This is a genomic window from Saccharothrix texasensis (assembly GCF_003752005.1).
GTDB classification, from domain to species: Bacteria; Actinomycetota; Actinomycetes; order Mycobacteriales; family Pseudonocardiaceae; genus Actinosynnema; species Actinosynnema texasense.
Genome location: NZ_RJKM01000001.1, coordinates 1512141 through 1537015 on the forward strand (window position 1 = coordinate 1512141; position 24875 = coordinate 1537015).

Annotated in this window: 9 protein-coding genes; 1 reads left to right on the forward strand and 8 read right to left on the reverse strand. The window is 74.6% G+C overall.

Annotation, left to right across the window (positions count from 1 at the left end):
- Positions 1–50: 50 nt before the first annotated feature.
- Positions 51–1472, reverse strand: a complete 1422-nt coding sequence (locus EDD40_RS05545) for an MFS transporter (RefSeq protein ID WP_123741923.1) — start codon at positions 1470–1472, stop codon at positions 51–53.
- A gap of 174 nt (positions 1473–1646) precedes the next feature.
- On the opposite strand from EDD40_RS05545, the gene EDD40_RS05550 reads away from it, so the two are divergent.
- A complete protein-coding gene (locus EDD40_RS05550; RefSeq protein WP_123741924.1) occupies positions 1647–2363 on the forward strand; it encodes a TetR/AcrR family transcriptional regulator in 717 nt (238 codons plus the stop codon).
- A gap of 88 nt (positions 2364–2451) precedes the next feature.
- Here the strand turns inward: EDD40_RS05550 and EDD40_RS05555 are convergent, their stop codons facing one another.
- From EDD40_RS05555 to EDD40_RS42495, 7 genes are read right to left on the reverse strand one after another with little or no spacing between them, the layout of a single operon-like run.
- The gene (locus EDD40_RS05555; RefSeq protein WP_123741925.1) at positions 2452–3711 is read right to left on the reverse strand and encodes a cytochrome P450; all 1260 of its coding nucleotides are present in this window, start codon (positions 3709–3711) and stop codon (positions 2452–2454) included.
- Positions 3708–5000, reverse strand: a complete 1293-nt coding sequence (locus tag EDD40_RS05560; protein ID WP_123747789.1) for a cytochrome P450 — start codon at positions 4998–5000, stop codon at positions 3708–3710. Before EDD40_RS05560 ends, EDD40_RS05555 begins: the two co-directional genes overlap by 4 nt.
- A gap of 8 nt (positions 5001–5008) precedes the next feature.
- A complete protein-coding gene (locus EDD40_RS05565; protein ID WP_170184959.1) occupies positions 5009–6658 on the reverse strand; it encodes an acyl-CoA dehydrogenase family protein in 1650 nt (549 codons plus the stop codon).
- Positions 6659–6712: 54 nt separating this feature from the next.
- Positions 6713–8179 (reverse strand): FAD-dependent oxidoreductase, encoded by a 1467-nt coding sequence (locus EDD40_RS05570; protein ID WP_170184960.1) that lies wholly within the window; start codon positions 8177–8179, stop codon positions 6713–6715.
- Positions 8176–12063: a type I polyketide synthase gene (locus EDD40_RS05575; RefSeq protein ID WP_123741928.1), complete on the reverse strand. Its 3888-nt coding sequence runs from the start codon at positions 12061–12063 to the stop codon at positions 8176–8178. The genes EDD40_RS05570 and EDD40_RS05575 overlap by 4 nt, the downstream gene beginning before the upstream one ends.
- A gap of 31 nt (positions 12064–12094) precedes the next feature.
- Positions 12095–16633, reverse strand: a complete 4539-nt coding sequence (locus tag EDD40_RS44270) for a type I polyketide synthase (RefSeq protein ID WP_425471129.1) — start codon at positions 16631–16633, stop codon at positions 12095–12097.
- 24 nt (positions 16634–16657) lie between these two features.
- Entirely contained in the window at positions 16658–24865 is an 8208-nt protein-coding gene (locus EDD40_RS42495) for a type I polyketide synthase (RefSeq protein ID WP_123741929.1), read from the reverse strand.
- Positions 24866–24875: the final 10 nt, after the last annotated feature.

Genomic DNA, 24875 nt, shown 5'->3' on the forward strand with positions numbered 1-24875 from the left:
CCCGGACGCGAACTCGCGAAGCGGTGTTCACCCGTTCGTCGTCAGGCCTCTCAGATCGCGGCCTCCGGCGTGACGGCCGGCGCTTCCTCGACGGGCGCCGGCGCGGGCTTCTTGAGGGTGAACGCGAGCAGGCCGCCCAGCAGCGCGCCGGCCGCGGCGACGTAGCCCGCGATCTTCAGGCCGCCCAGGAACGACGACCCGGCGTTCGCGATCACCAGGATGATCGCCAGGCCGACCGCCGCGCCGATCTGCAGCGCGGTGGAGCCCAGGGCCGAGGCCACGCCCTGCTGCGAGGCGTCGACACCGGACGACGCGGCCACGAAGATCGCGGTGAACGCGAGCCCGCCGCCGAAGCCGTACAGCACCACGCCCGGCAGCACGGCCCAGTAGCTGCCGCCCGCGCTCATGCCCGCCACCAGCGCGCCGAGGCCGACCGCGTAGATGATCATGCCGACCGCGAGGCCGGCGCCGACGCCGAACTTCGTCAGCACGGTGGAGGCCACCTTGCCGCCCGCGACCATCGCGAACACGCCGAGCGGGAGGAACGCCAGCCCGGCCTCGAGCGCGTTGTACTGCAGGGTGTTCTGCATGTAGATGGTGAAGATGAAGTAGCCGGAGCTCAACGCGGCGTGGTGCAGGAAGGCCACCGCCATGGCGGTCACCAGGCTGCGGTTGCGGAACAGCGCGACCGGCGCCAGCGGGTCCTTGGTGGTGCGCTCGATGACGAAGAACGTGATCACCAGCAGGACGCCGAGCACGATGGCGCCCCAGGCGCGGAGCGAGCTCCAGCCCACCTCCGGGCCGCTGACGAGGCCGAAGACGATCAGCGACACGCCGATGGTGACGACCAGCGCGCCGGGGAGGTCGAAGCTGCCGCCCTTGCTGACGGTGGCGTCGGGCGCGATGAGCTTCGGCGCGACGATCGCCGCGATGACCGTGACCGGCACGACGATGAAGAAGACCCACTGCCAGCCCATGCCGTGCGTGATCACACCGCCGAGCAGCGCGCCGGCGGCCAGGCCGCCGCTGCCGGTGGAGCCCCACACGGACAGGGCGCGGTTGCGCTCCTTGCCCTCGGGGAAGCGGGTCACGATGAGGGTCAGGACGGCCGGGAACAGCAGCGCGCCGCCGAGGCCCTGGACCGCGCGGGCCGCGACGAGGACGCCCTGCTCGGTGGCGAGGCCGCCGACTAGGGACGAGACGCCGAAGACCAGCAGGGCGCCGATGAACATGCGCCGGGCGCCGAGGCGGTCGGCGGCGCGACCACCCAGCAGCAGTAAGCCGCCGAACGCGACCGCGTACGCGCTGACCACCCACTGCAACGACTGGTCCGAGAAGCCGAGTGCGCTGCCGATCTCAGGCAACGCGACATACACGTTGTTGTAGTCGATGGCGATGATGAACTGCGCCAACGCCAGGAGCGCGAGCCGGAGACCGGACCTGCTCGATGTCGGGTTATCGGTAGCGACCACAGCTAGGAACTCTCTTCGTCACAAGGGGCTGCCCCCGCGCGCGACTGCGCCCAGGGTCGGGAAGGGGTTGACCGCGGCGTCGTCGACGCGAAGTGGACTACATGCCGTTCATTGACTAAACACCGTTCAGTTCTTGCACCCCGGATACTATACGTACGGGGTAAGGTGTCAAGCATGGGACGACCGACGCCACGACGGCGGGACCGGATCCGGGCGGAGACGAGCTCGGAGATCAAGACCATCGCGCTGAAGCACCTCACCGCGGGCGGTGCGGAAGCCGTGTCGTTGCGCGCGATCGCCCGGGACATGGGCATGACGGCCAGCGCGATCTACAGCTACTTCGACACCCGCGACGACCTGATCACCGCGCTGATCGCGGATTCCTACGCGTCCCTGGCCGACGTCATGGAAGCGGCGGGCGCGGGCGGTCCGGACACCGACCCGGCGGACCGCGTGCTGGCCGTCGCGACCGCGTACCGGCAGTGGGCGATCTCTCACCCCGAGGAGTTCCGCCTGATCTACGGCGACCCCGTCGCCGGGTACCAGGCGCCGGCGGACGGCGCGGTTCGGGAAGCCGAAGACCGCGCGTGCGCGGTGCTGCTGCGCCTGGTCGAGTCGGGCTGGCCGGTGCCCGAGCACCCGGCCGCCGAGCCGTACGGCTGGGACGACTTCGGCGACGCCTACGCCCGCCGCGTGCGCGAGCTGTTCCCCGACCTGCCGCCGGCGGCGGTCGCGCTCGCCCTGCGGACGTGGGGCCGGATGCACGGGCAGGTGGCCTTGGAGATCTACGGCCACCTGCGGTCCCAGCTGGTCGACCCGGCCAAGCTGTTCCGGGCGGAGATGCTCGACCTGACCAGGACGCTGGGCGCGGACCCGGTCGCGTCGCACTAGGCGCCGCGGACCCGCCGCGCACAGGAACGCCCCGGCACCGGGCCGGGGCGTGTCCCTCACTTCGGCGGTCCTCCGGGACCGGCGGCGCTCAGCCGAGCTTGACCGGCAGCGCGCCGATGACCCGCAGGAACGTGCCGGGCCAGCGCTCGAGCTCCTGCTCGCCCCGTTCGACGGAGTACTCCAGCAGCGCCGTCAGCCCGACCTGGGTGATCATCTTGGCGATCGGCGCGGCGACGCAGAAGTGGATGCCGTGGCCGAAGCCGAGGTTGCGGGCCACCGGGCGGGACAGGTCGAGCACGTCCGGGCGGTCGTAGGCCCGCGGGTCGCGGTTGGCCGCGCCCAGCATCACGATGACGTGCCTGCCCTCGGCCACCGGCACGCCCAGGACGTCGGCGTCCTCCAGCGCCATCCGGGTGGTGATCTGGAGCGTGGTGTCGTAGCGCAGCAGCTCCTCCACCGCCTGGGCGATCCGGTCCGGGTTCGCCCGCAGCCACGCCAGCTGGTCGGGGTGCTCCAGCAGGTTGTGCACGGCGTTGCCGATCATCGCCGTGGTGGCGCCGAAGCCGGCCGCGAGCAGGTTCATCAGCAGCATGGCCAGCTCCCACTCGGTGAGCCGCTCGCCCTCCTGCTCCGCCCGCACCAGCTCGCTGATCAGGTCGTCGCCCAGGTTCGACCGGCGGTCCTCGGCCATCTCGATGCCCGCGTTGATGAACATGTCGCGGGCGAAGTCGCGACCCGCCTTCTGCTCCTCGGTCAGGGTGAAGCCCGGGTCGAGGCCGCGGCCGGACTCCTTGGCGCTGGCGAAGAAGATCGGGTGGTACCGCTCCGGGATGTCGAGCAGGTGGCTGAGCACCAGGGCGGGCAGCGGCCGGGCGAACGCCGCCATCAGGTCGACCTCGTCGGAGCCGGCGGCCTCGCGCAGCAGGTCGGCCGCGAACCCGAGCGCGTGCGGGCGCAGGTTGTCCAGCGTGCGCGGGGTGAACGCCTTGTTGACCAGGCCGCGGATGCGGGTGTGGTCCGGCGGGTCCATGAACATGAGGATGCGGCCGGACTCGCCGTCCTTCTGGTTCTCCACGAACTGGTCGGAGATCATCGACTTCTTCCCGTGGCCGATCCCGAACCGCGGGTCCTTCATCACCGCCGAGACCTCGTCGAAGCCGAAGACCGCGAGCGAGTCCTCCGACGTGTGCAGCAGACCACCGTGCTCGGCGAGCAGCCGGCGGTAGCGCGGGTACGGGTCCTGGTGGAACTCCTCGTCGAAGACGTCGAACGGCAACATCCTGGCCGCGGTCTCCGGGCTGTAGGTCAGGACGTCGGGCGCCGGGGGCGGCGGCGTGGTCTGGGTCATCGAAGACTTCCTCTCTGGCTTTCCTGCACCGTGGGGACGAGTCGGACGGGTGCGTCGAGCAGCACCGTGTGCTTGTTGTTCGGCGCGTGCGCGACCGGTCCGTCGGGGGTGATCTCGGCGACCCGGTCGAGCAACGCGGTCAGCACCAGCCGGAGCTGGAGCCGGCCGAACTCGTCCCCGGAGCACGCGTGCGTGCCCGAGCCGAACGCCATGTGCGGGTTGGGGGCGCGGCGGATGTCGAACACGTCCGGCGCGGCGAACACCTCGGGGTCGCGGTTCGCCGACGGCCACCAGAAGGTGACCTTGTCGCCGGCGCGGATGTGCTGCCCGCGCACGACGACGTCCCTGGTGGCGGTGCGCCGGTTGTACGGGTTGGCGGGCGCCCAGCGCAGGACCTCCTCGACGGCGCCCGCCAGCAGCGACCGGTCGGCCTTGAGCAGCGCCCACTGGTCCGGGTGCTCGGCGAACGCCCGGATCGCGGCGGCGATCGTGTTGCGCGGCTGTTCGTAGCCGGACACGAACAGCACCGCCGCGTGCGTGTCCCGCTCCACCTCGGACAGCGGCTCGCCGTCGGGGACCTCGCCGATCGCGATGACGGACCCCAGGTCCTCCCGCGGGTCGGCGTGCTTGGCGAGGACGAACCGCCGGAAGTACTCGCGCATCGCGTCGAACACGGCGCGCGACCCGTCGGTCGCGCGGCCGGTGCGGCGGTCGGTGAAGCCGAGCGCGGCCCGCACCCAGTCGAGCAGCCGGGGCCAGTCCTCCGGCGGCACGCCCAGCAGCGACGCGATCGCCTGCAGGGCGAGGGGTTCGGCGATGGCGGTGACCACCTCGGCCCGGCCGGCGGCCACGGCCGCGTCCACCAGCTCCTCGGTCCGGGCGCGCAACGCGGGCTCCAGCCCGGCGATCGCCCGGCCGGTGACGAACGGGTGCAGCACGCGCTTGATCAGCTCGTGGCGCGGGTCGTCCATCATGAACAGCAGGACGCCGGTGAGCATGCCGTCGGGCAGGTCCTCCAGGTGCGTGCCGCCGCCCTCGCGCCCGCCGCCGCCCTGCGCGGAGAACGCCGGGTCGGCCGCCGCGGCTTCGATGTCCGCGTGCCTGGTGAGCACCCAGAAACCGTCCTCGCGCGACGAGCCGTGCGGGTGGAACAGCACGGGCGCCTCGGCCCGCAGCCGGGCGAGCAGCTCGTACGGCACGCCGTCGGCGAAGTTGTCGTGGTCGGTCAGGTCGATCCCGCCGAGCACGTCGGGCAGCGGGTCGGCGCGGGTGAGGTGTTCGGTGGTCATGCTCGCCTTCACGTGGTGGTGAGGAACTCGAAGGTCGATCCGGTCAGCCAGCCCCGGCTCATCTTGTGGTGCTCGGCCCGCCCGTCCGGGCTCAGCCGCCGCCACAGGCCGGCCAGGCGGGTGAGCGCGGCCGTGCAGTGCACGTCCGCCAGGTCCTGCGCCTCGGCCGTGCCCAGCGCGGCGGTGCGGGCCAGCACGGCGGACGCGGCGACCAGCTCGGCCGCGATCCGGCCCGAGGTGACCAGGAACTCCTCGTCGGCGAACAGCTCGGCCTGCGCCGTCCTCGTCGCCTCCGCGCAGGACTGCGCGAACCACCTGGTCTGCTCGGCCACGGCGTCCAGGTGGACCTGGTTGCGCGGCGACAGGTCGAGCGCCGAGGCGTCCACCGCGGTCTCGCCCGGTGTCGGTCGCTCGCCCCGGTAGTAGGCCGCGAGCAGCAGCTGCGCCACCTGGCTGTCGAGCTGGAAGTCCACGTTGCCCGCCATCCGGAACCCGCGCGCGTCGCGCAGCGCGCGTTCGGCGGGCAGGACGGGTGCGCCGCGCCGCCGCTTGCTCGCCGCCGTCTCCAAGCCTTCCGCGCCCATCAGCGCGACCGTGCGATCGGCGAGCATCCACGCGGTGCGGGTGAGGATGTTCTTCGCCACGAACCGCTCCAGCCACCGGTCGGTGACGCCGCCGCCGATCAGGCTCCACCGCGCCACGCTGTCCATCGCGTACACGTCGGCCATCGCGCGGGCCACCATGCGCTGGACGCGGTCGTACTCCCCCAGCGGCCGGCCGTCGATCATCCGCCGGTTGACGAAGGAGCGCGACCACCGCAGGCAGTTGCGCGCCACCGCCAACGCGGGCGCGCCGGTGAAGTAGACGCGGCCGAGGAACGCGATCGAGTTGATCATCGCGGGCAGCCGCAGCTGGCCCTCCGCGCCGGAGAGCACGTGCTCCTTGGGCACCCGGACGCCGTCGAAGCCCAGCGCGCCGTTGGGCAGGCCGTTGCTGCCGACGAACTCCACGACCGACTCGACGGAGAAGCCCTCGCTCGCGGTGTCCACGAAGCACACGCCGATGCCGCCGTCGATCGTCGCGGACACGGCCAGCAGGTCGGCCACGGGACCGTTGCCGGTGTACAGCTTCTCGCCGCGCAGCACGTAGTGCTCGCCGTCGAGGGTGGCGGTCATCGCCGGCAGCCGGTTGTTCTGGCCCGCCTGGTCGGTGTCGCCGAACCCGGACAGCGCGCCGCCCTTGATCCGGTCGCGCACCATGTCCCGCAACGGCCCCTCGGGCAGCGCGGGGTGCAGCGCGCCCACGCCGACACCGGCCTGGATGGCGATGATCTGACCGACCGGCACGGACCTCTCCGAGGCGGCGGCCACCACGCGCAGGACGTTGTACGGCGACAGCGCCGCGCCGCCGAGCTCGGCGGCGAACGCCGCGGTGAGGAACCCCTCGCGCCGCAACGCGTCGATCAGCCCGTCCGGCAACGCGCGGGTCGCGTCCAGCGCGTCCGGGTCGGGCACGTGCTCGGCCACGAACGCCTCGGCGCGGGCGACCCACGCGTCACCGGCGGCCCGGTCGGCGGCGTCCTGCTCGGGGAAGTCCCCGAGCAGGCCCACGTCCAGCCGGCCCGTCAGCAGCCCGGTCTCCAGCGACTCAACGCCCATCGGTTCTCCGCAACTCATCACGTGGCCCGGGATCGGCCCGGTGGCTCGACATCGTCATTCCCGGCCCGCTCCCGGCGCGGCGGCCAGCGCCCTGATCCGGGTCTCCACCTCGGCGAGGTCCGCGACGGACGTGCCGGACGCCGCCACGTACCCGTCCGGCCGCAGCACCAGGAAGCCCTCGGAGCGGCCGGCGAAGTGGTCGTGCGCGACCAGTGACGCGTTCCGCTCCGCCAGCGCCCGCGCGCCGGCGACCGGCGGCGCCGAGGCGTCGCCCGTCGTGAGCAGCCGCAGCCGCCCGTCGGTGTCGCGGGCAGGCACCCAGTGCGGCGTCCGGGTCCCCGGCTTCGCCCGACCGCGCTTCGCGCCGACGCGCAGCAGCTCGTCGGTGTAGCGCACGCCCCAGCCCGCGAGCAGCGGCACGAACCACCGGCGCAGCGCGCCTGTCCGGTCCAGGACGCCCCACACCGCGTTGCGGACCCGCGCGGCGGCGGGCTTGAGCATGAACATCCTCATCATCCGGCCGGTCATGCCGACGATCTGCTCGGCCGCCTGCCGCCGTTCGACCTCGTAGCCGGCCAGCACCTGCGCGCCGAACCTGCCGCGGACCACGCCGGCGAGCTTCCACGTCAGGTTGTGCACGTCCTGCAGGCCGAGGTTGAGGCCCTGACCGCCCAGCGGCGAGTGGGTGTGCGCGGCGTCGCCCACCAGGAACACCCGGCCGCGCCGCAGGGACGACGCGATGCGCTCGGAGCTGGAGAAGGTGCCGATGTGGTCCAGCGACACGACCTTCAAGTCGCCCGGCCCGCGTTCGTCGAGCAGCCGCTGCACGCCGGTCTCGTCGATCGGCAGGTCGGGCGGGATGGGCGCGGAGACCCGCACCCGGCCGCCGCTCATCGGCGCGAACACCAGGGAGCCGCCGCGGCCGAGGAAGTAGTGCACCGCGCCTTCCTCGAAGTCGCCGTCGACGCGGCCCTCGGCGAGGATCAGGTTCGTCGGCACCCGCTGGCCGGGGAACCCGATGTCCAGCCGCTCCCGCACGGCGCTGCGCACGCCGTCCGCGCCGATCACCCAGTCGGCCTCGATCAGCTCGGTGCCCGACGCGCCGGTCACCTGCACGGTCACCGAGTCCTCGCCGGGCACGAGGTCCTCGAACGTCACGCCGCGCTCCACCTTGCCGCCGGCGGCTTCCAGCGCTTCCTCCAGCAGCCGCACGGTGTGCTCCTGCGGCAGCAGCAGCGGCTCGTTCTCCGCGCCCAGCGCGACCCGCAGCACCTTGCCGCCGGCCATGTTGTAGACGTTCGTGCGCACGGTGACGCCAAGCTGATCGGCCTCTTCGCGGATGCCGATGCCCTGGTAGATGTCCAGGGCGGGCGGCCACAGCTGCAACGCCCGCGTGCCGGTCATCTTCTCGGTCGACGCCTCCAGCAGCCGCACCGGCACGCCGAGCTTGAGCAGCTCGACGGCGGCGGTGAGACCGCAGGGTCCGGCGCCGACGATGACCACCGTCGTCCTCGACTTCACGACCGCTCCATCAGTTCGTCGTCCAACCAGGTCTCGACCGCGCGCACCGCGCCGTCGACGTGCGCGTCGATGACGCTGAAGTGGTCGGCCTCGACGTCGACCACCGTGCTCGGCTCCGCCCAGTACGACTGCCAGCCGTCGACGGAGGTGATCTCCTCGGGCCACTCCCGCATCGGCCGGTCGGCGCGCACCAACAACGTCGGCGCTTTGAGGCCGGCGGGTTTCCACTCGTCCATCAGCCGCAGGTAGGCGCCCATCGCGGTGAGCCGGGTGTCGTCGACCTCGGTCAGCCGCTCGGCGACGCCGGCGAAGAGCTGCGGCCGGATCGCGGTGATGATCGCCGCGTCCCACGGGTAGGTGTCCAGCAGCGCCAGCCCGGCGGCCGGGGTGCCGCGCTCTTCGAGCAGCTTCGCGGCCGCGTGCGCGACCAGGCCGCCCGAGGAGTAGCCGACGAGCACGAACGGCTCGCCGTCGGCGATGTCGGTGACGACCTCGGCGACGTGCTCGGCCAGCACGGGGAAGCTCGCCGGCACCAGTTCGCCGGCCGCGAAGCCCGGCATGGTCAGCACGACCACGTCCCGCTGCCCGGCGAACCGCTTGGCGAACGGCGCGTACTGGTGCGGCCCGGAGTCGGCCAGCGCGGTCGGCAGGCAGATCAGCCTGGGGCCGCGCGGCCCGGTGGCCAACCGCAGCGGGTCGGCGGCCGTCGCGCCGACGGGCGAGTCGAACGCGGGCCGCCCGGTGCTGCTCGCGATGAGCGCCTCGGTGAACGCCGCCGCGTCGCCCGCCGCGCGCGCCTGCTCGAACAACGAGGTCGTCTCCGACCGCCGCTCGTCGACCGCGGTGCCTTCCAGCCGGGACCGCAGGTGCTTGACCAGCGCCTCGGGCGTGCGCAGCTCCAGGATCTCGCGGGCGGTGAGCCGCAGGCCGGTGGCCGTGTTGAGCCGGTTGCGCAGCTCGACCGTGGTCAGCGAGTCCAGGCCCATCTCCAGGAACGGCCGGTTCATCACCACGGCGTCCAGGTCGGGCTGCTTGAGCACGGTCGCGATCTCCACGCGCACCCGGTGCAGCACCAGCCTGGCCCGCTCGGCCGGGTCGACGCCCACCACGTCCAGCGCGCCGGCGCCGGACGCGGCGGACCGGTCGGCCACCGCGGGGCTGGTGGCGCCGCGCGCCCAGTAGCGGCGGCGCTGGAACGCGTAGGTCGGCAGGTCCACCCGGCGCGCCGGGATACCGGCGAACAGCGCGGACCAGTCGACCGGGACGCCCCTGGTGTACGCCTCGCCCAGGGACGCGTGGAACCGCCGCAGGTCGCCCGCGTCCCGCCGCAGCGTGCCGACGACGACCGCGTCGACACCCGCCTCCTCGGCCGTCCCGTCCACGCCGGTGGTGAGCACGGGGTGCGGGCTGGACTCGACGAACGTGCGGAACCCGTCGACCAGCAGCGCCCGCACGACCGGCTCGAAGTTCACCGGGCGGCGGCAGTTCTCGAACCAGTAGCCCGCGTCCAGCTCGGAGCCGTCCAGCACCTCGCCGGAGACCGTCGAGTACAGCGGCACGGCGCCCTTGCGCGGCTTGACGAACGACAGCAGCTCGGCGATCCGGTCGCGCAGCCGGTCGACCTGCGGGCTGTGCGAGGCCACCGTGGAGGCGATGACCCGCGCCCGGATCCCGCGCCCGGTCAGCTCGGCGACCAGCTCCTCCAGGGCGGGCACCGGACCGGCGACGGTCACCGCGCCCGGCCCGTTCACCCCGGCGATCGACAGCCGGTCGTCCAGCAGCGCCTCGACCTCCGCGCGCCCGGCCGCGATCGAGGCGACCGCGCCGCGGCCGACCAGCTCGTCGGCGAACAGCCGGGACCGCAGCACGATCAGCTTCGCCCCGTCCTCGACGGACAGCGCGCCGGACACGCACGCGGCGGCGACCTCGCCCTGCGAGTGACCGACCACGGCGTCCGGTTCGACGCCGTGCGAGCGCCACAGCTCGGCCAGCGACACCATCACCGCGAACAGCACCGGCTGGAGCACCTCGATGCGGTCGAGCGCGGGCGCGCCCTCCCGCTGCCGCAGCACGTCCTCGACCGACCACGTGACGTGCCGCTCCACGGCGTCGGCGCACTCGCGCAGCCGGGCCGCGTAGACCGGGCTGCTGTCCAGCAGCTCCAGCGCCATGCCCGCCCACTGGGAGCCCTGGCCGGGGAAGACGAACACCGTGCGGCCGGTGTCGGTGACACCGCCGGACACCAGGCCGTCGGCCGACTCGCCGCGCGACAGCGCGTCCAGCGCGCCGACCAGCTCGGCCCGGTCCGAGCCGAGCACGACGGCCCGGTGCTCCAGCGCGGCACGGGTGGTGGCCAGCGAGAAGCCCACGTCGGCGACCGGCACGTCGGTGGCGTCGAGGTAGTCGCGCAGCCTGCCCGCCTGCGCGGCGAGGGCGGCGGGGCTGCGACCCGACACGAGCAGGGGCGGCACGGCGTCGGACGCGGGCAGGTCCTCGGGTTCCCGCACGAACTGCTCGATGATCACGTGCGCGTTGGTGCCGCTCATGCCGAACGCCGAGACGCCCGCCCGCCGGGGCCGTCCGGTGTCGGGCCAGTCGCGCGGCTCGGTCAGCAGGCGCACCGCGCCGCTGTCCCAGTCCACGTGCGAGGTCGGCGCGTCCACGTGCAGCGTGCGGGGCAGCCGGCCGTGCCTCATCGCCATGACCATCTTCATGACGCCCGCGAACCCGGCGGCGGCCAGCGTGTGGCCGAGGTTCGACTTGACCGAGCCGAGCCACAGCGGCTCGGTCGCGGTGCGGCGGCCGTAGGTGGCCAGCAGCGCCTGGGCCTCGATCGGGTCGCCGAGCATGGTGCCGGTGCCGTGCGCCTCGACCGCGTCCACGTCGCCGGCGGTGAGCCGGGCGCTGCCGAGGGCCTGCTCGATCACGCGCACCTGCGAGGGGCCGTTCGGCGCGGTGAGGCCGTTGGACGCGCCGTCCTGGTTGATCGCGCTGCCGCGCACGACGGCGAGCACGGGGTGGCCGTTGCGCAGCGCGTCGGACAGCCGCTCGACCACCAGCGCGCCGACGCCCTCGGAGAAGATCGTGCCGTCGGCGGCTTCGGCGAACGCCTTGACCCGCGCGTCCGGCGCGAACCCGCGCTGGCGGCTGAAGTCCACGAAGGACACGGGGGTGGCCATCACGGTCGCCGCGCCGGCGACGGCCAGGGAGCACTCGTCGCGGCGCAACGCCTGCATCGCCAGGTGCAGCGCCACCAGCGACGTGGAGCAGGCGCTGTCGACGGTGATCGCGGGACCCTCGAAGCCGAGCGCGTAGGCGACCCGGCCGGAGAGCACGCTCTGCGCCGCGCCGGTCATCCGGTAGGCCTCGACGTCGTCGGACGAGCCGGCCAGCAGCGCGGCGTAGTCGTTGGTCACCGCGCCCGCGTACACGCCGGTCCGGCTGCCGCGCAGCGTCGTCGGGTCGATGCCCGCCCGCTCCAGCGCCTCCCAGGTCACCTCCATCAGCACGCGGTGCTGCGGGTCGACCACGAGCGCCTCGCGCGGCGAGATGCCGAAGAACTCCGCGTCGAAGTCGGCGGCGTCGTGGAGGAAGCCGCCCTCCTTGACGTAGGACTTGCCCAGCTCGTCGGGGTCGGTGTGGTAGAGGCCCTCGACGTCCCAGCCGCGGTCGTCCGGGAACGCCGACACGGCGTCCACGTCCGACTCGACCAGCTTCCACAGCTCTTCCGGCGACGTCACACCGCCGGGGAACCGGCACGCCATGCCGATGATGGCGATGGGCTCGTTGTGCCGCTCCTGCACGTCCCGCAACCGCCGACGCGTCTCCTGGAGCTCGACGGTCGCGCGTTTGAGGTACTCGCGGAGCCTCTGTTCGTCCGACATGGCACTCACTCCTCCTTGCGGTCGCGGCCGGTCAGCCCAGTTCGGTGTCGAGCAGGGCGAAGAGGTCCTCGTCGCTGGTGTCGTCGCCGATGACGGCGGTGGCGGCGGCGGGCGTCGAGGTCAGCTCGGTGAGGAAGTCGTGCAGCCGGCCCACCAGGGCCGCCCGCGCGTGCTCGTCGGGCGCCGCGGCCAGGGCGGCGCGCAGCTTGTCCAGCTGCTCGTCCACGGACACGGTCGGCGCCTGCGGCGTGACCTGGGTGGCGAGGAACTCGGCGACCGCGAGCGGCGTCGGGTGGTCGAACGCCAGCGTGGTGGGCAGCGGCACGCCTGTCACGGCGGCCAACTGGTTGCGCAGCGACACCGCGGCCAGCGAGTCGAAACCCAGCTCCCGCAACGCCTTGCGCGGCTCGACGGCGTCACCCGACCCGTGGCCGAGGACGGCGGCGACCTCCGTGAGCACGATCCCGAGCAGGTGTCGTTCGCGCTCGGGGTCGGTCATCCCGGCGAGGGCTTCGGCCAGGCTCCCGCCGCCGTCGCCGTCGTCCGTCGCCAGTGCCTTCCCGACCTCGGGCAGCGCCGAGAAGAACGGGCTGGGGCGGGCGGCGGTGTAGGCGGGCGCGAACCGAGCCCAGTCGACGTCGGCCACGACCAGGTTCGCGCCGCCGCGGGTGGCCGCGTCGGCCAACGCCGCGACCGCCCGGTCGGCGGCCATCGGGACCAGGCCGAGCCGGGCCAGCCGGTCGCGGCGCTCGACCTCCTCGCCGGTGTCCGCGTCGAGCGCCCAGGGGCCGAACGCGAGGGAGATGCCCTTCCCGCCGCCGCGCCGCACGCCCTCGGCGACCGCGTCCAGGTAGGCGCTGGCCGCACCGGCGGCGCCCTGCCCGCCGCTGCCCCAGACGCCCGCGATGGAGGTCAGGACCACGAACGCGTCGAGCGAACCGTCCAGCACGTACCGGGGTGGGAGGAGGTCCGCCGGTGCGAGGTCGGCGAGCGGCGTGGTGCCGCCCACCGGCGCGATGTGCACCGCGGCGTCCACGGGCAGCGCGAGCGGGTCGGCCCGCGGGGTCACCGTCACCCCGACGCCGGCCAGGTCCGCCACGAAGGCGGGGGTCGAGCCGTCGGCGGTGACCAGAACGAGGTGCTCGGCGCCCGCGCCGGCCAGCCACCGGGCGACCGGCGCGGCGATGGCCTCGTCGGCCCCGGTCACCAGCACCGTGCCGCGCGGTGTCCAGCGGTCGCCCGCGGCCCGGTCCGCCGTCGCCCGCACGAGGCGGCGGGCCAGCACGTCCGTGCCGCGGATCGCGACCTGGTCCTCGTCCCCGGCGTGCTCCAGCACGGCGGGCAGCGCCGCCAAGCCCGCTTCGTCGGGCACGTCCACCAGGCCGCCCCACTGGCGGGGCAGCTCCAGCGCGGCCGTCCGGCCCAGCGCCCACACCTGGGCCTGCGCCGGGTCGGCGGCGGGATCGCCGTCGCCGGTCGTGACCGCGCCACGCGTGGCCGCCCACACCGGGGACTCCCAGTCCAGCACGGCCGCCGCCTGGAGCACCGCCAGCGTTCCGGTCACGGCGGCGCCCGGCCGGTCGTCCCAGGCCAGCAGCGACAGCACGCCGTCGAACGGCTGCCCGTCCACGGTCCTGAGCCGCTCGGCCAGCGCCACGCCGTCGACGGACGCCGCGTCGACCACGACCGCCACGGTCCGCAGCCCGCTCGCGGCCATGGCCTCGACGAACGCCTCGGCGCCGTGGCCGCCGGCCGGCAGCAGCACCAGCCACCGGCGAGCGGTGAGCGGCGCGGGCAGCTCGGGCAGGGCGGTCCAGGCGGCTTCGTAGCGCCAGGTCTCCGACACGCCACCGGTCTCGGCGGCCAGCCAGTACCGCTCCCGCTGGAACGGGTAGGTCGGCAGGTCGACCCGCCGCGCGCCGGGCAGCAACCGGTCCCACCGCACGTCCACGCCGCGCACGTGCGCCTCGGCCAGCGCGGTCAGCAACGTCCGGGGCTCGTCCTTGTCGCGGCGCAGCGCGGCGGTCAGCCCCACCTCCGGGTCGTCGGCGAGGGTCTCGCGGCCCATGGCGGTCAGCACCGCGTCCGGGCCCAGCTCCAGGAACGTCGTCACGCCCTCGCCGCGCAACCACCGCACGCCGTCGGCGAACCGCACCGCCTCGCGGACGTGCCGCACCCAGTAGTCCGGTGAGGTGATCTCCTCGGCCGGCACCGCGCCGCCGGTCAGGTTCGACGCGATCGGGATGGCCGGCGCGTGGAAGGCCAGGCCGGCGGCGACCCGGCGGAACTCGTCGAGCATCGGCGCCATCAGGTGCGAGTGGAACGCGTGGCTGACGCGCAGCCGCCGGGTCTTGTGGCCGCGCGCCGCCAGCTCCGCCTCCGCCTCGGCCACCGCGTCGGCGTCACCGGACAGCACGACCGAGCCGGGTGTGTTCACCGCGGCCAGCGCGAGCCGGTCCGACACCAGGTCGGCCGTCTGCTCCTCCGACGCCAGCACGGACACCATCGCGCCGCCCGTCGGCAGCGCCTGCATGAGCCTGCCCCGCGCGGCGACCAGCGTGCAGGCGTCCGGGAGCGACAGCACGCCCGCGACGTGCGCGGCGACCAGCTCGCCGATGGAGTGGCCCGCCACGAAGTCCGGGGTCACGCCCAGGCTCTCCACCAGCCGGTACAGCGCCACCTCGACGGCGAACAGACCGGCCTGGGTGTAGCGGGTCTGGTCGAGCAGGTCGCCGTCGCCGAACACCACCTCGGCCAGCGGCCGGTCCAGGTCGCGGTCCAGCAGCGCGCACACCTCGTCGAACGCGGCGGCGAACACCGGGTGCGCGGCGTGCAGGTCGCGGCCCATGGCCGGGCGCTGGCTGCCCTGCCCGGTGAACAGGACCGCGAGCCCGCCGCCCCGGGTCGCCTCGCCGTACGCCGCGCCGGCCGGGAACGCCGCCAGTGCGGCGCTCAGCTCGTCGCGGGAACCGGCGAGCACGACGGCCCGGTGGTCGAGGCCCGCGCGCGTGGTGGCCAGCGAGAAGCCCACGTCCGGCAGGGTCGCGTCAGGTCGGGCGTCGAGGTGTTCGCGCAGCCGCGCCGCCTGCGCCCGCAGCGCCTCCGGGCTCTTGGCCGCGAGGGCGAACGGCACGACCCGCGGCGCCGGCGGCGCCTCCCGCTGCCGCCGGTCCCCGGCGGGCCGGTACTCCTCCAGCACGACGTGCGAGTTGGTGCCGCTGATCCCGAACGACGACACCGCGCCGCGCCGGGGCCGGTCGCCCGCGGGCCAGGGCCGGGACTCGGTCAGCAGCGCCACGCCGCCGGCCTCCCAGTCCACGAACGGCGACGGCTCGTCCACGTGCAGGGTGCGCGGCATGACGCCGTGCCGCATCGCCTGCACCACCTTGATGACCCCGGCCGCGCCGGCGGCGGCCTGGGTGTGGCCGATGTTCGACTTGACCGAACCCAGCCACACCGGTTCGGCTCGGCCGCGGCCGTAGGTGGCCAGCAGCGCGGACGCCTCGATCGGGTCGCCGAGCCGGGTGCCGGTGCCGTGCGCCTCGATCAGGTCGATGTCCGCGGTGGTCAGGCCCGCGCCCTTGAGCGCGGCCTTGATGACGCGTTCCTGCGACGGGCCGTTGGGCGCGGTGAGCCCGTTGGACGCCCCGTCCTGGTTGACCGCCGACCCGCGCAGCACGGCGAGCACGTCGTGGCCGAGCCGTTCGGCGTCGGACAGCCGCTCCACCAGCAGCACGGCCACGCCCTCGGCCCAGCCCGTGCCGTCGGCCGACGCGGCGAACGACTTGCACCGGCCGTCCGGCGACAGGCCGCGCTGGCGGGAGAACTCGACGAACGTCGCCGGTGTGGACATGACCGTGACGCCGCCCGCCAACGCGAGCGAGCACTCCCCCGCCCGCAGCGACTGCGCGGCCAGGTGCAAGGCCACCAGGGACGACGAGCAGGCCGTGTCGATGGTGAGCGACGGGCCTTCCAGCCCGAGGGTGAACGACACCCGGCCGGACAGCACGCTGCCCGCGCCGCCGGTGAGCCGCTGGCCCTCGATGCCCTCGGGCAGCTCGGTCATCCCCGTGGCGTAGTCGTGGTACATGAGCCCGGCGAAGACGCCGGTCCGGCTGCCCCGCAGCGACAGCGGGTCGATCCCGGCCCGCTCGACGACCTCCCAGGACGCCTCCAGCAGCAGCCGTTGCTGCGGGTCCATGGCCAGCGCCTCGCGCGGCGAGATGCCGAAGAACGCGGCGTCGAACTCCGCGGCCTCGTACAGGAACCCGCCCTGGTCGGAGGTCGACGTCCCGGTCCGCGCCGGGTCGGGGTCGTAGAGGTGCGCGAGGTCCCAGCCGCGGTCGGCCGGGAAGCCGCCGACGCCCTCGGCGCCCGCCTCGACCGCCCGCCACAGGTCCTCCGGCGAGGCGATGCCGCCGGGCAGCCGGCAGGTCATCCCGATGATCGCGATCGGCTCGCCGGTCGACGCGGCCAGCCTGGCGTTGACCTCCTTCAACCGGGCGATCTCCTTGACCGAGTCGCGCAACGCGGCGACCACGGCTTCGGTGTTCGTCATCCCACTCCCCACTACTCCGCCGGTCTGCCGGCGGGCTCAGTCCTCGATGCTGGCGCGGGCCAGTCGGATCAGGTCGGCCACGTCCAGCGCGTCGACGTCCGGTCCGTCGACCCGCTCGACGGGCGGGGTGGTGTGCTCCTGCTCCTCGACCTCGGGGAGCAGTTCGGCGCGCAGGTGCTCGGCGAGCTCGCGCGGTGTCGGGTAGTTGAAGATGACCGTGGGCGAGAGCCGCAGACCCGACGCCCGGTTGAGCCGGTTGCGCAGCTCCACCGACGTCAGCGAGTCCAGGCCCAGCTCCTTGAAGCCGCGCCGCACGTCCACGCCCGCCGGGTCCGGGTGGTCGAGCACCTTCGCCACCTCGGCGCGCACCAGGTCCAGCACGGCCTTGACCCGCTCGGCGGCCGACATGCCCGCCAGCCGGTCGCCGAACGCGACGTCCGGCGCGGTCCGCTCGACCTTGCGCGGTCGGGCCGGCACCAGACCCCGCAGCAGCGGCGGCAGGTCCTCGCCCTGGTCGCGCAGCACCGCCGGGTCCACCCGCAGCGGCACGACCTCCGGGTTGTCCAGCGCCAGCGCGGCGTCGAACAGGGCGAGGCCGTCCGTCGTGGACAACGCCGACATGCCGATCCGGGCGAGCCGGTTCAGGTGCGCCTCGTCGAGCGTGCCCGCCATGCCCAGCTCCGCCCACGGAGCCCAGGCCAGGGAGGTCGCGGGCAGACCGGCGGCGGCGCGCTGCCGGGCCAGGGCGTCGAGGAACGAGTTGGCCGCCGCGTAGTTCGCCTGCCCCGCCGCGCCGACCACGCCGGACGCGGAGGAGAACAGCACGAACGCCTTCAGGTCCAGTTCGCGCGTCAGCTCGTGCAGGTGCCACGCGGCGTCGACCTTGGGTCGCAGCACGGTGTCGATCCGCGCCGGGGTCAGCGACCCGATCGGCGCGTCGTCCAGCACGCCCGCCGCGTGCACCACGGCGGTGAGCGGGTGCTCGGCGGGGACGCCGGCGAGCAGTGCCCGCACGCCGGCGCGGTCGGACACGTCGCACGCGACCGTGCGCACGTCCGCGCCGTTGGCGGTCAGCTCGGCGACCAGCACCGGGTCCTGCGGTCGCCGCGAGGCGAGCAGCAGCCGCCGCACGCCGTGCTCACCCACCAGGTGCCGGGCGACGAGCGCGCCCAGGGCCCCGGTGGCGCCGGTCACCAGGACCGTGCCCTCCGGGTCCCAGGTGCGGTCGGTGGGCCTGCGCACGGCGCCGGCCAGGCGCGGCCGGAGCACGACGTCCCCGCGCAGCGCCTGCTGCGGCTCACCGGAGGAGGCGAACGCGGCCACTTCGTCGTCGGTGACGTCCCGGTCGGTGTCCAGCAGCGCGAACCGCCCGGGGTGCTCGGTCTGCGCCGAGCGCACCAGGCCCCACACGGCGGCGTGCGCCAGGTCGACCGCGTCCCCGGTGCCGTTGCGGGTCACCAGCACCAGCGGCGCCTCGTCGTCGCCGGCGAGCCGTTCCCGCACGACTTCCAGCGCCTCGGCCACGGCCGCCCGCACGGCCCTCGGGACGTCGCCGGTGGTGGTGGCGAGCCGCCGGACCTCGACGGGTCCGGTCCGACCGCCCGACGGGCTCGGCGTCCACGTCACCTCCAGCAGCGCGTCGTCGGCCCGGACGAGCCGGTCGGGCGACACCTCCCGCACGGTCAGCGACTCGACCGACGCCACCGGCGCGCCGTGCTCGTCGGTCAGCAGGATCGACACGGCGTCGTCGGCGACCGGCGCGACGCGCACCCGGGCCGCGGCGACGCCCGCCCGGTGCAGCCGGACGCCGCTCCACGCGAACGGCAGCCGGGTCCGGCCCGGCGCCGGCGGCAGCGCGCCGAGGCCGATGGCGTGCAGCGCGGCGTCCAGCACCACCGGGTGCAGGGCGAAGCGCGCGGCGTCCAGGCCCTCGGTCAGCTCGACCTCGGCGAACACCTCGCGACCGCGCTTGCGGGCCGACCGCAGCCCCTGGAACGCGGGGCCGTAGTCGAAGCCGCCGTCGGCCAGGTCGGCGTACCAGCCGGCCAGGTCGACCGGCTCGGCGTCCGCCGGCCAGGCCGCGGCCGGGGCCTCCGGCGCTTCCGGCACGGCGCCGAGGACGCCTTGGGCGTGCCTGGTCCACGGTTCGTCACCGGAGCGGAAGTGCACTTGGAAGGCACGCGACCCGGCCGTGTCCGGGGCGTCCACGGTGAGCTGCACGTCCACCGCGCCCTGCTCGGGCAGCACCAGCGGCGCTTCGAGGGTCAGCTCTTCGATCCCGGCGCAGTCCAGCTCGTCGGCGGCGACCAGGGCGAGGTCCACCATCGCGGCGGCGGGCACCACGACCGTGCCCATGATCGCGTGGTCGGCGAGCCACGGGTGCTTCGCCACGGACAGCTTCGCCGTGCGCACCAGGCCGTCGGTGGCGGCCAGCGGGACGCCCGTGCCGAACAACGGGTGCCCGGTGGCCCGGTCGCCGCTCTGCGCGGCGAGCCAGAACCGGCGGTGCTCGAACGGGTAGGTGGGCAGTTGGACCGGCTTGGGCCGCAGCGGCGCCAGCAGCGCGGTCCAGTCCACGGGGACGCCCCGGGCCCAGACCTTGGCCAGGGCGTCGACGAGGGTGGCGGCCTCGGGCTTGTCGCGGCGCAGCGCGGGCACGAAACCGACCTCGTCGTCGGGCAGGCAGTCCTGCCCCATGCCGGTGAGCACGGCGTCCGGCCCGACCTCCAGGAACGTGGTCGCACCCGCCTCCCGCAGGGCCCGGACGCCGTCGGCGAACCGGACCGCCCGGCTGACGTGCCGCACCCAGTACTCCGGGGTGCGCATCTCGTCGCCGGCGGGCTGTCCGGTGACGTTGGAGACGACCGGCACGGTCGGCGCGTGGTAGGTCAGCCCTTCGGCGACGCGGCGGAAGTCCGCCAGCATCGGGTCCATCAGCGGCGAGTGGAACGCGTGGCTCACCCGGAGCCGCCTGCTCTTGGCGAACCGCGCGGCGACCCGCAGGACGGCCCGCTCCTCGCCGGAGAGGACCGTGGACGCGGGTCCGTTGACCGCCGCGATCGCCACGCCGTCCTCCAACGCGGCGCGCACGTCGGCCTCGGTGGCGAGGACGGAGACCATCGCGCCGCCGGCCGGCAGGGCCTGCATGAGCCGGCCGCGCGCCGCCACGAGCGCGGCCGCGTCCGGCAGGCTCAGCACCCCGGCCACGTGCGCGGCGGCCAGTTCGCCGATGGAGTGGCCCGCCACGAAGTCCGGCTCGACGCCGAGGCTCGCCAGCAGCCGGAACAGGGCCACCTCGAACGCGAACAGCGCGGTCTGGGTGTAGGCGGTGGTGTCCAGGGCGTCCTGGTCGCCGTCGACGACGTCCTTGAGCGGCCGGTCCAGCTCGGCGTCCAGCGCCGCGCACGCCGCGTCGAACGCCGACGCGAACACCGGGAAGCGCTCACGCAGCTCACGGCCCATGCCGAGGCGTTGGCTGCCCTGCCCGGTGAACAGCAGCGCGAGCTTGCCGCCGGCGGTGCCGCTCGCGATCTCCCGGCCGTCGCGCAGCACCAGCCGGTGCGGCATGGCGGCGCGGGAGGCGAGGGTGTGGGCGACGTCGACCTCGCGCTGCCCGGGGTGGTCGGCCAGGAACGCGGTCAGCCGGTCCGCCTGCGCCGCGGCAGCCAGGGGGGTGCGGGCGGACACGATGAGCGGGAGGCCGGTCAGGTCGTGGCGCTCCTCCTCCTCGACCGGCGCCTGCTCCACGATGACGTGCGCGTTGGTGCCGCTGATGCCGAACGACGACACCGCCGCGCGGCGCGGCCGGTCGACCTCCGGCCAGGGCCGGGCGTCGGTGAGCAGCTCGACCCGGCCCGCGGCCCAGTCCACCTTCGGCGACGGCTCGTCCACGTGCAGGGTGCGCGGCAGGACGCCGTGGCGCATGGCCAGCACGGTCTTGATCACGCCCGCGACACCGGCGGCGGCCTGGGTGTGGCCGATGTTCGACTTGACCGAGCCCAGCCACAGCGGCTCCGCGCGGTCCTGGCCGTAGGTGGCCAGCAGCGCCTGCGCCTCGATCGGGTCGCCCAGCCTGGTGCCGGTGCCGTGCGCCTCGACGGCGTCCACGTCGGAGGGGCGCAGGCCCGCGTCCGCGAGGGCTTGGCGGATGACGCGCTGCTGTGCCGGGCCGTTGGGCGCGGTGAGGCCGTTGGAGGCGCCGTCCTGGTTCACCGCCGTGCCGCGCACGACGCCCAGGACCCGCCGGCCGTGGCGGCGGGCGTCGGACAGCCGTTCCAGCAGCACCGTGCCGACGCCCTCGGCCCAGCCGGTGCCGTCCGCCGCCGCGGCGAAGGACTTGCAGCGGCCGTCCGGTGACAGCCCGCGCTGGCGGGAGAACTCGACGAACGTGAACGGCGAGGCCAGCACCGTGACACCGCCCGCGACCGCGAGCGAGCACTCGCCGCCGCGCAGCGCGCGCACCGCCATGTGCAGCGCGACCAGCGACGACGAGCACGCCGTGTCGACGCTGACGGCCGGTCCCTCCAGGCCCAGGGTGTAGGCGACGCGGCCGGAGACGACGCTGCCCGCGCCGCCGGTCATCCGGAAGCCCTCCAGGCCGGCGGCCGCGTTGCCCGTGCCGTAGTCGTGGTACATGACACCCGCGAAGACGCCGGTGTCGCTGCCGCGCAACGACTCCGGGTCGATGCCCGCGCTCTCGAACACCTCCCAGGAGGTTTCCAGGAACAGCCGCTGCTGCGGGTCCATCGCCAGCGCCTCGCGCGGGGAGACGCCGAAGAAGTCGGCGTCGAAGCCGGCCGCATCGGCGAGGAAGCCGCCGTGCCGGGTGTAGGAGGTGCCCAGGTGTTCCGGGTCGGGGTCGTGCAGGGCGGCGAGGTCCCAGCCGCGGTCGGCCGGGAACGTGCCGATGGCGTCGCCGCCCTCGTCCAGCAGCCGCCAGAAGTCCTCGGGGCTGTCGATGCCGCCGGGGAGGCGGACGCTCATGCCGACGATGGCGATCGGGTCGTCCTGGTCGGCGTTCGCGGCCCGGTGGACGGGTTCGCCCTGCGGCTCGGCCTTCAGGAACCGCGTCACCGCGTCGGCGGTCGGGTGGTCGAACACCAGCGTGGCGGGCACCCGGACGCCGGTGGCCGCGGTGAGCCGGTCGCCCAGCTCCACGCCCATCACCGAGTCGAAGCCCAACGCCTGGAACGTGCGGCCGAACTCGACCGACGCCGGGTCGGCGCCGAGGACCTTGGCGATCTCCTCGCGCACCAGAGCCTCGACGTCCTCGACCGCGGCGGTGCGGGTCGGCTCGTCGGCGGTCTCGCCGAGCCAGTGCCTGCTCCGCTGGAACGGGTAGGTGGGCAGGGCGACGCGGCGGCCGGGCGTGAACCCCGTCCAGTCGACGCGCGTGCCGCGCACGTGGAGGTCGCCGAGGGCGTTGAGCACCGCGTCGGTCTCGGGCCGGTTGGCACGCGCGGTCGCCACGAACGCCGAGTCGGGCCGCCGCACGCAGTCCCGGCCCATCACCGCGAGCACCGCCTTGGGGCCGAGCTCCAGGAACGTCCGGACGCCCCGGTCCTCCAGGCAGCGGATGCCGTCGAAGAACCGGACGGCCTCGCGGGCGTGCCGGACCCAGTAGTCGGCGGTGGCGATCTCCGCGCCCGGCACGCCACCGGTCAGGTTGGACACGACCGGGATGCGCGGCGGGTGGAACGTCAGGCCCTCGGCGACGCGGCGGAACTCGGCCAGCATCGGGTCCATCAGGTGCGAGTGGAAGGCGTGGCTGACGTTGAGCCTGCGGACCTTGGCGAACTTCGCGGCGACCGCGAGGACCGCGGCCTCGTCGCCGGAGACGACGGTGGAGGCGGGGCCGTTGACGGCGGCGATCGCCACGCCGTCCTCCAGCGCGGCGCGCACCTCGTCCTCGGTGGCTTGGAGGGACACCATCGCGCCGCCGGCCGGCAGGGCCTGCATCAGGGAGCCCCGGGCGGTGACGAGCGCGGTGGCGTCGGCGAGGCTCAGCACACCGGCGACGTGCGCGGCGGCCAGTTCGCCGATCGAGTGACCCATCACGAAGTCGGGGGTGACGCCGTGGTGCTCCAGGAGCCGGAACAGGGCGACCTCGAACGCGAACAGCGCGGCCTGGGTGAACTTCGTCCGGGCGAGCAGCTCGTCGTCCTCGCCGAACACGACGTCCTTCAGCGGTCGCCCGAGGTCGAACCCGGCGCACACGGCGTCGAACGCCTCGGCGAACACGGGGAACCGCGCGTGCAGGGCCCGTCCCATCCCGGCCCACTGGCTGCCCTGACCGGTGAACAGCACGGCCAGCCCGCCGTCGACCACCGGCCCGCGGCCCGTGGCGTCGAACCCGCGCAGCGCGCCCAGTTCGGTGACCCACTCGACCGCGCGGTACTCGAAGTGCGTGCGGGTGGTGGCGAGCGAATGCGCCACGTCCGCCAGGTCCGCCCCGACTCCCGCCACCCGCTCCGCCTGCGCCGCCAACGCTTCCCGCGTCCGCCCGGACAGCAGCACGGGCACCGGCCACCGAGCCGCCTCGGCAGCCGTCCCCGTGCCTGTCTCCGTCTCTGTCCCTGTCTCCGACCCGGCGGCGCGCTCGCGCTGCTCGGCGGGCTTGGTCGCTTCGACCGGCGCGCCTTCCCACGCCGCCACGACGACGTGCGCGTTCGTGCCGCCCATGCCGAACGAGCTGACCCCGGCCGTGACCCGGCCCGCCAGCGGCAGCACCTGGCCGTTCACCCGGAGCCGCAGCTCCGCCAACGGGATCGCGGGGTTGGGTGTGGCGAAGTTGAGGCTCGGCGCCAACTGCCGCTCCCGCAGGCACAACACCGCCTTGATGAGCCCGGCGATGCCCGCCGCCCCTTCGAGGTGCCCGATGTTGGTCTTCGCCGACCCGACCGGCAGCGCCTCGTCCCGCCCGGCGCCGAGCACCGCGCCCAGCGCGGCCGCCTCGACGGGATCGCCGACCGGCGTGCCGGTCCCGTGCAGCTCGACGAACGCCACCGACCCCGGGTCCACCCCGGCCCGCGCGTACGCGCTGCGCAACACCCGTTCCTGGCCCTCGCGGGAGGGCGCGGTGAGCGTGGTGCCACCGCCGTCGTTGTTCACCGCGCCGCCGAGAAGCACGGCGTGGACGCGGTCTCCGTCCCGGACCGCGTCCGCCAGCAACTTGAGCACGACGACGCCACCACCCTCGCCGCGCACGTAGCCGTTCGCGCGGGCGTCGAAGGTGTAGCTGCGGCCGTCGGCGGACAGCGCCCCGAACTTCCGGTTCACCTCGAAGGTGTCCGGGTGCAGGTTGAGGTTCACGCCGCCGGCGAGCGCGACCGTCGACTCCCCGCGCCGCAACGCCTCCGCCGCGAGGTGCACGGCGACGAGCGACGACGACTGGCCGGTGTCGACGACCAGCGACGGCCCGTCCAGCCCCAGCAGGTACGAGACCCGGTTGGCGATCATCCCCCGGCTGCCGCCGGTGGCGGTGTGCTGGGTGATCTCACCACCCAGCCGGGAGTAGTCGTCCCAGATGGCGCCGAGGTAGACCCCGACCCCGGAACCCGCGTCGGTGCCGGAACCGACGCCGGCGGCAGCGGGGCCGGAACTGGTGCCGGCGGTGGCGGTGGTGCCGGTGCCGGTGCCGGCGGTGGTGCCGGAGCCCGCGCTGGGGCGCGCGCCCGAGCCCACACCCGCACCCGCACTCGTGCCCGTGCCCGTGCCGGGGTCGGCATCCGAGTCCGAACCCGGTTCCGAGTCCGACTCCGCTCGGGCCGGGGGCGGGTGGCCTTCGTCTGCCCCGTTGCCGCGTCCGTTACTAACGGCATGCTGTGAGAGGCCCGTTTGGTTGTCATCCCGGCCGTTCATCACCCGGTCGTGCGACGGGCGGCGGGTGCCCGGGGGGACGATGCCGGCGTCTTCCAGGGCCTCCCAGGCCAGTTCCAGCGCCAGGCGCTGCTGCGGGTCCACCGCGGCGGCCTCGCGGGGGGAGATGCCGAAGAACGCGGCGTCGAACCCGTCGACCCGGTCGAGGAAACCACCGCGCACCGACGGCGGCAGGCCGCGGTCGGCGGGTGGGGAGCCGATCGCGTCCCCGCCGGTGCGCAGCAGTCGCCAGTACGCGTCCGGGTCGGCGGCGCCGGGGAAGCGGCACGCGATGCCGACGACGGCGACGGCGTCTTCGGGGAAGTCGGCGGGAGGGTCCGCCGGCAGGCCCGGGAGTGGGTCGGAGGGCAGGTCCGCGTTGCTCATCGTTCCTCCA

Coding starts and splice junctions, on each gene's coding strand:
- EDD40_RS05550 (WP_123741924.1), top strand. CDS start 1,647: ATGGGACGACCGACGCCACGACGGCGGGACCGGATCCGGGCGGAGACG.
- EDD40_RS05555 (WP_123741925.1), bottom strand. CDS start 3,711: ATGACCCAGACCACGCCGCCGCCCCCGGCGCCCGACGTCCTGACCTAC.
- EDD40_RS05560 (WP_123747789.1), bottom strand. CDS start 5,000: ATGACCACCGAACACCTCACCCGCGCCGACCCGCTGCCCGACGTGCTC.
- EDD40_RS05565 (WP_170184959.1), bottom strand. CDS start 6,658: ATGGGCGTTGAGTCGCTGGAGACCGGGCTGCTGACGGGCCGGCTGGAC.
- EDD40_RS05575 (WP_123741928.1), bottom strand. CDS start 12,063: ATGTCGGACGAACAGAGGCTCCGCGAGTACCTCAAACGCGCGACCGTC.
- EDD40_RS42495 (WP_123741929.1), bottom strand. CDS start 24,865: ATGAGCAACGCGGACCTGCCCTCCGACCCACTCCCGGGCCTGCCGGCG.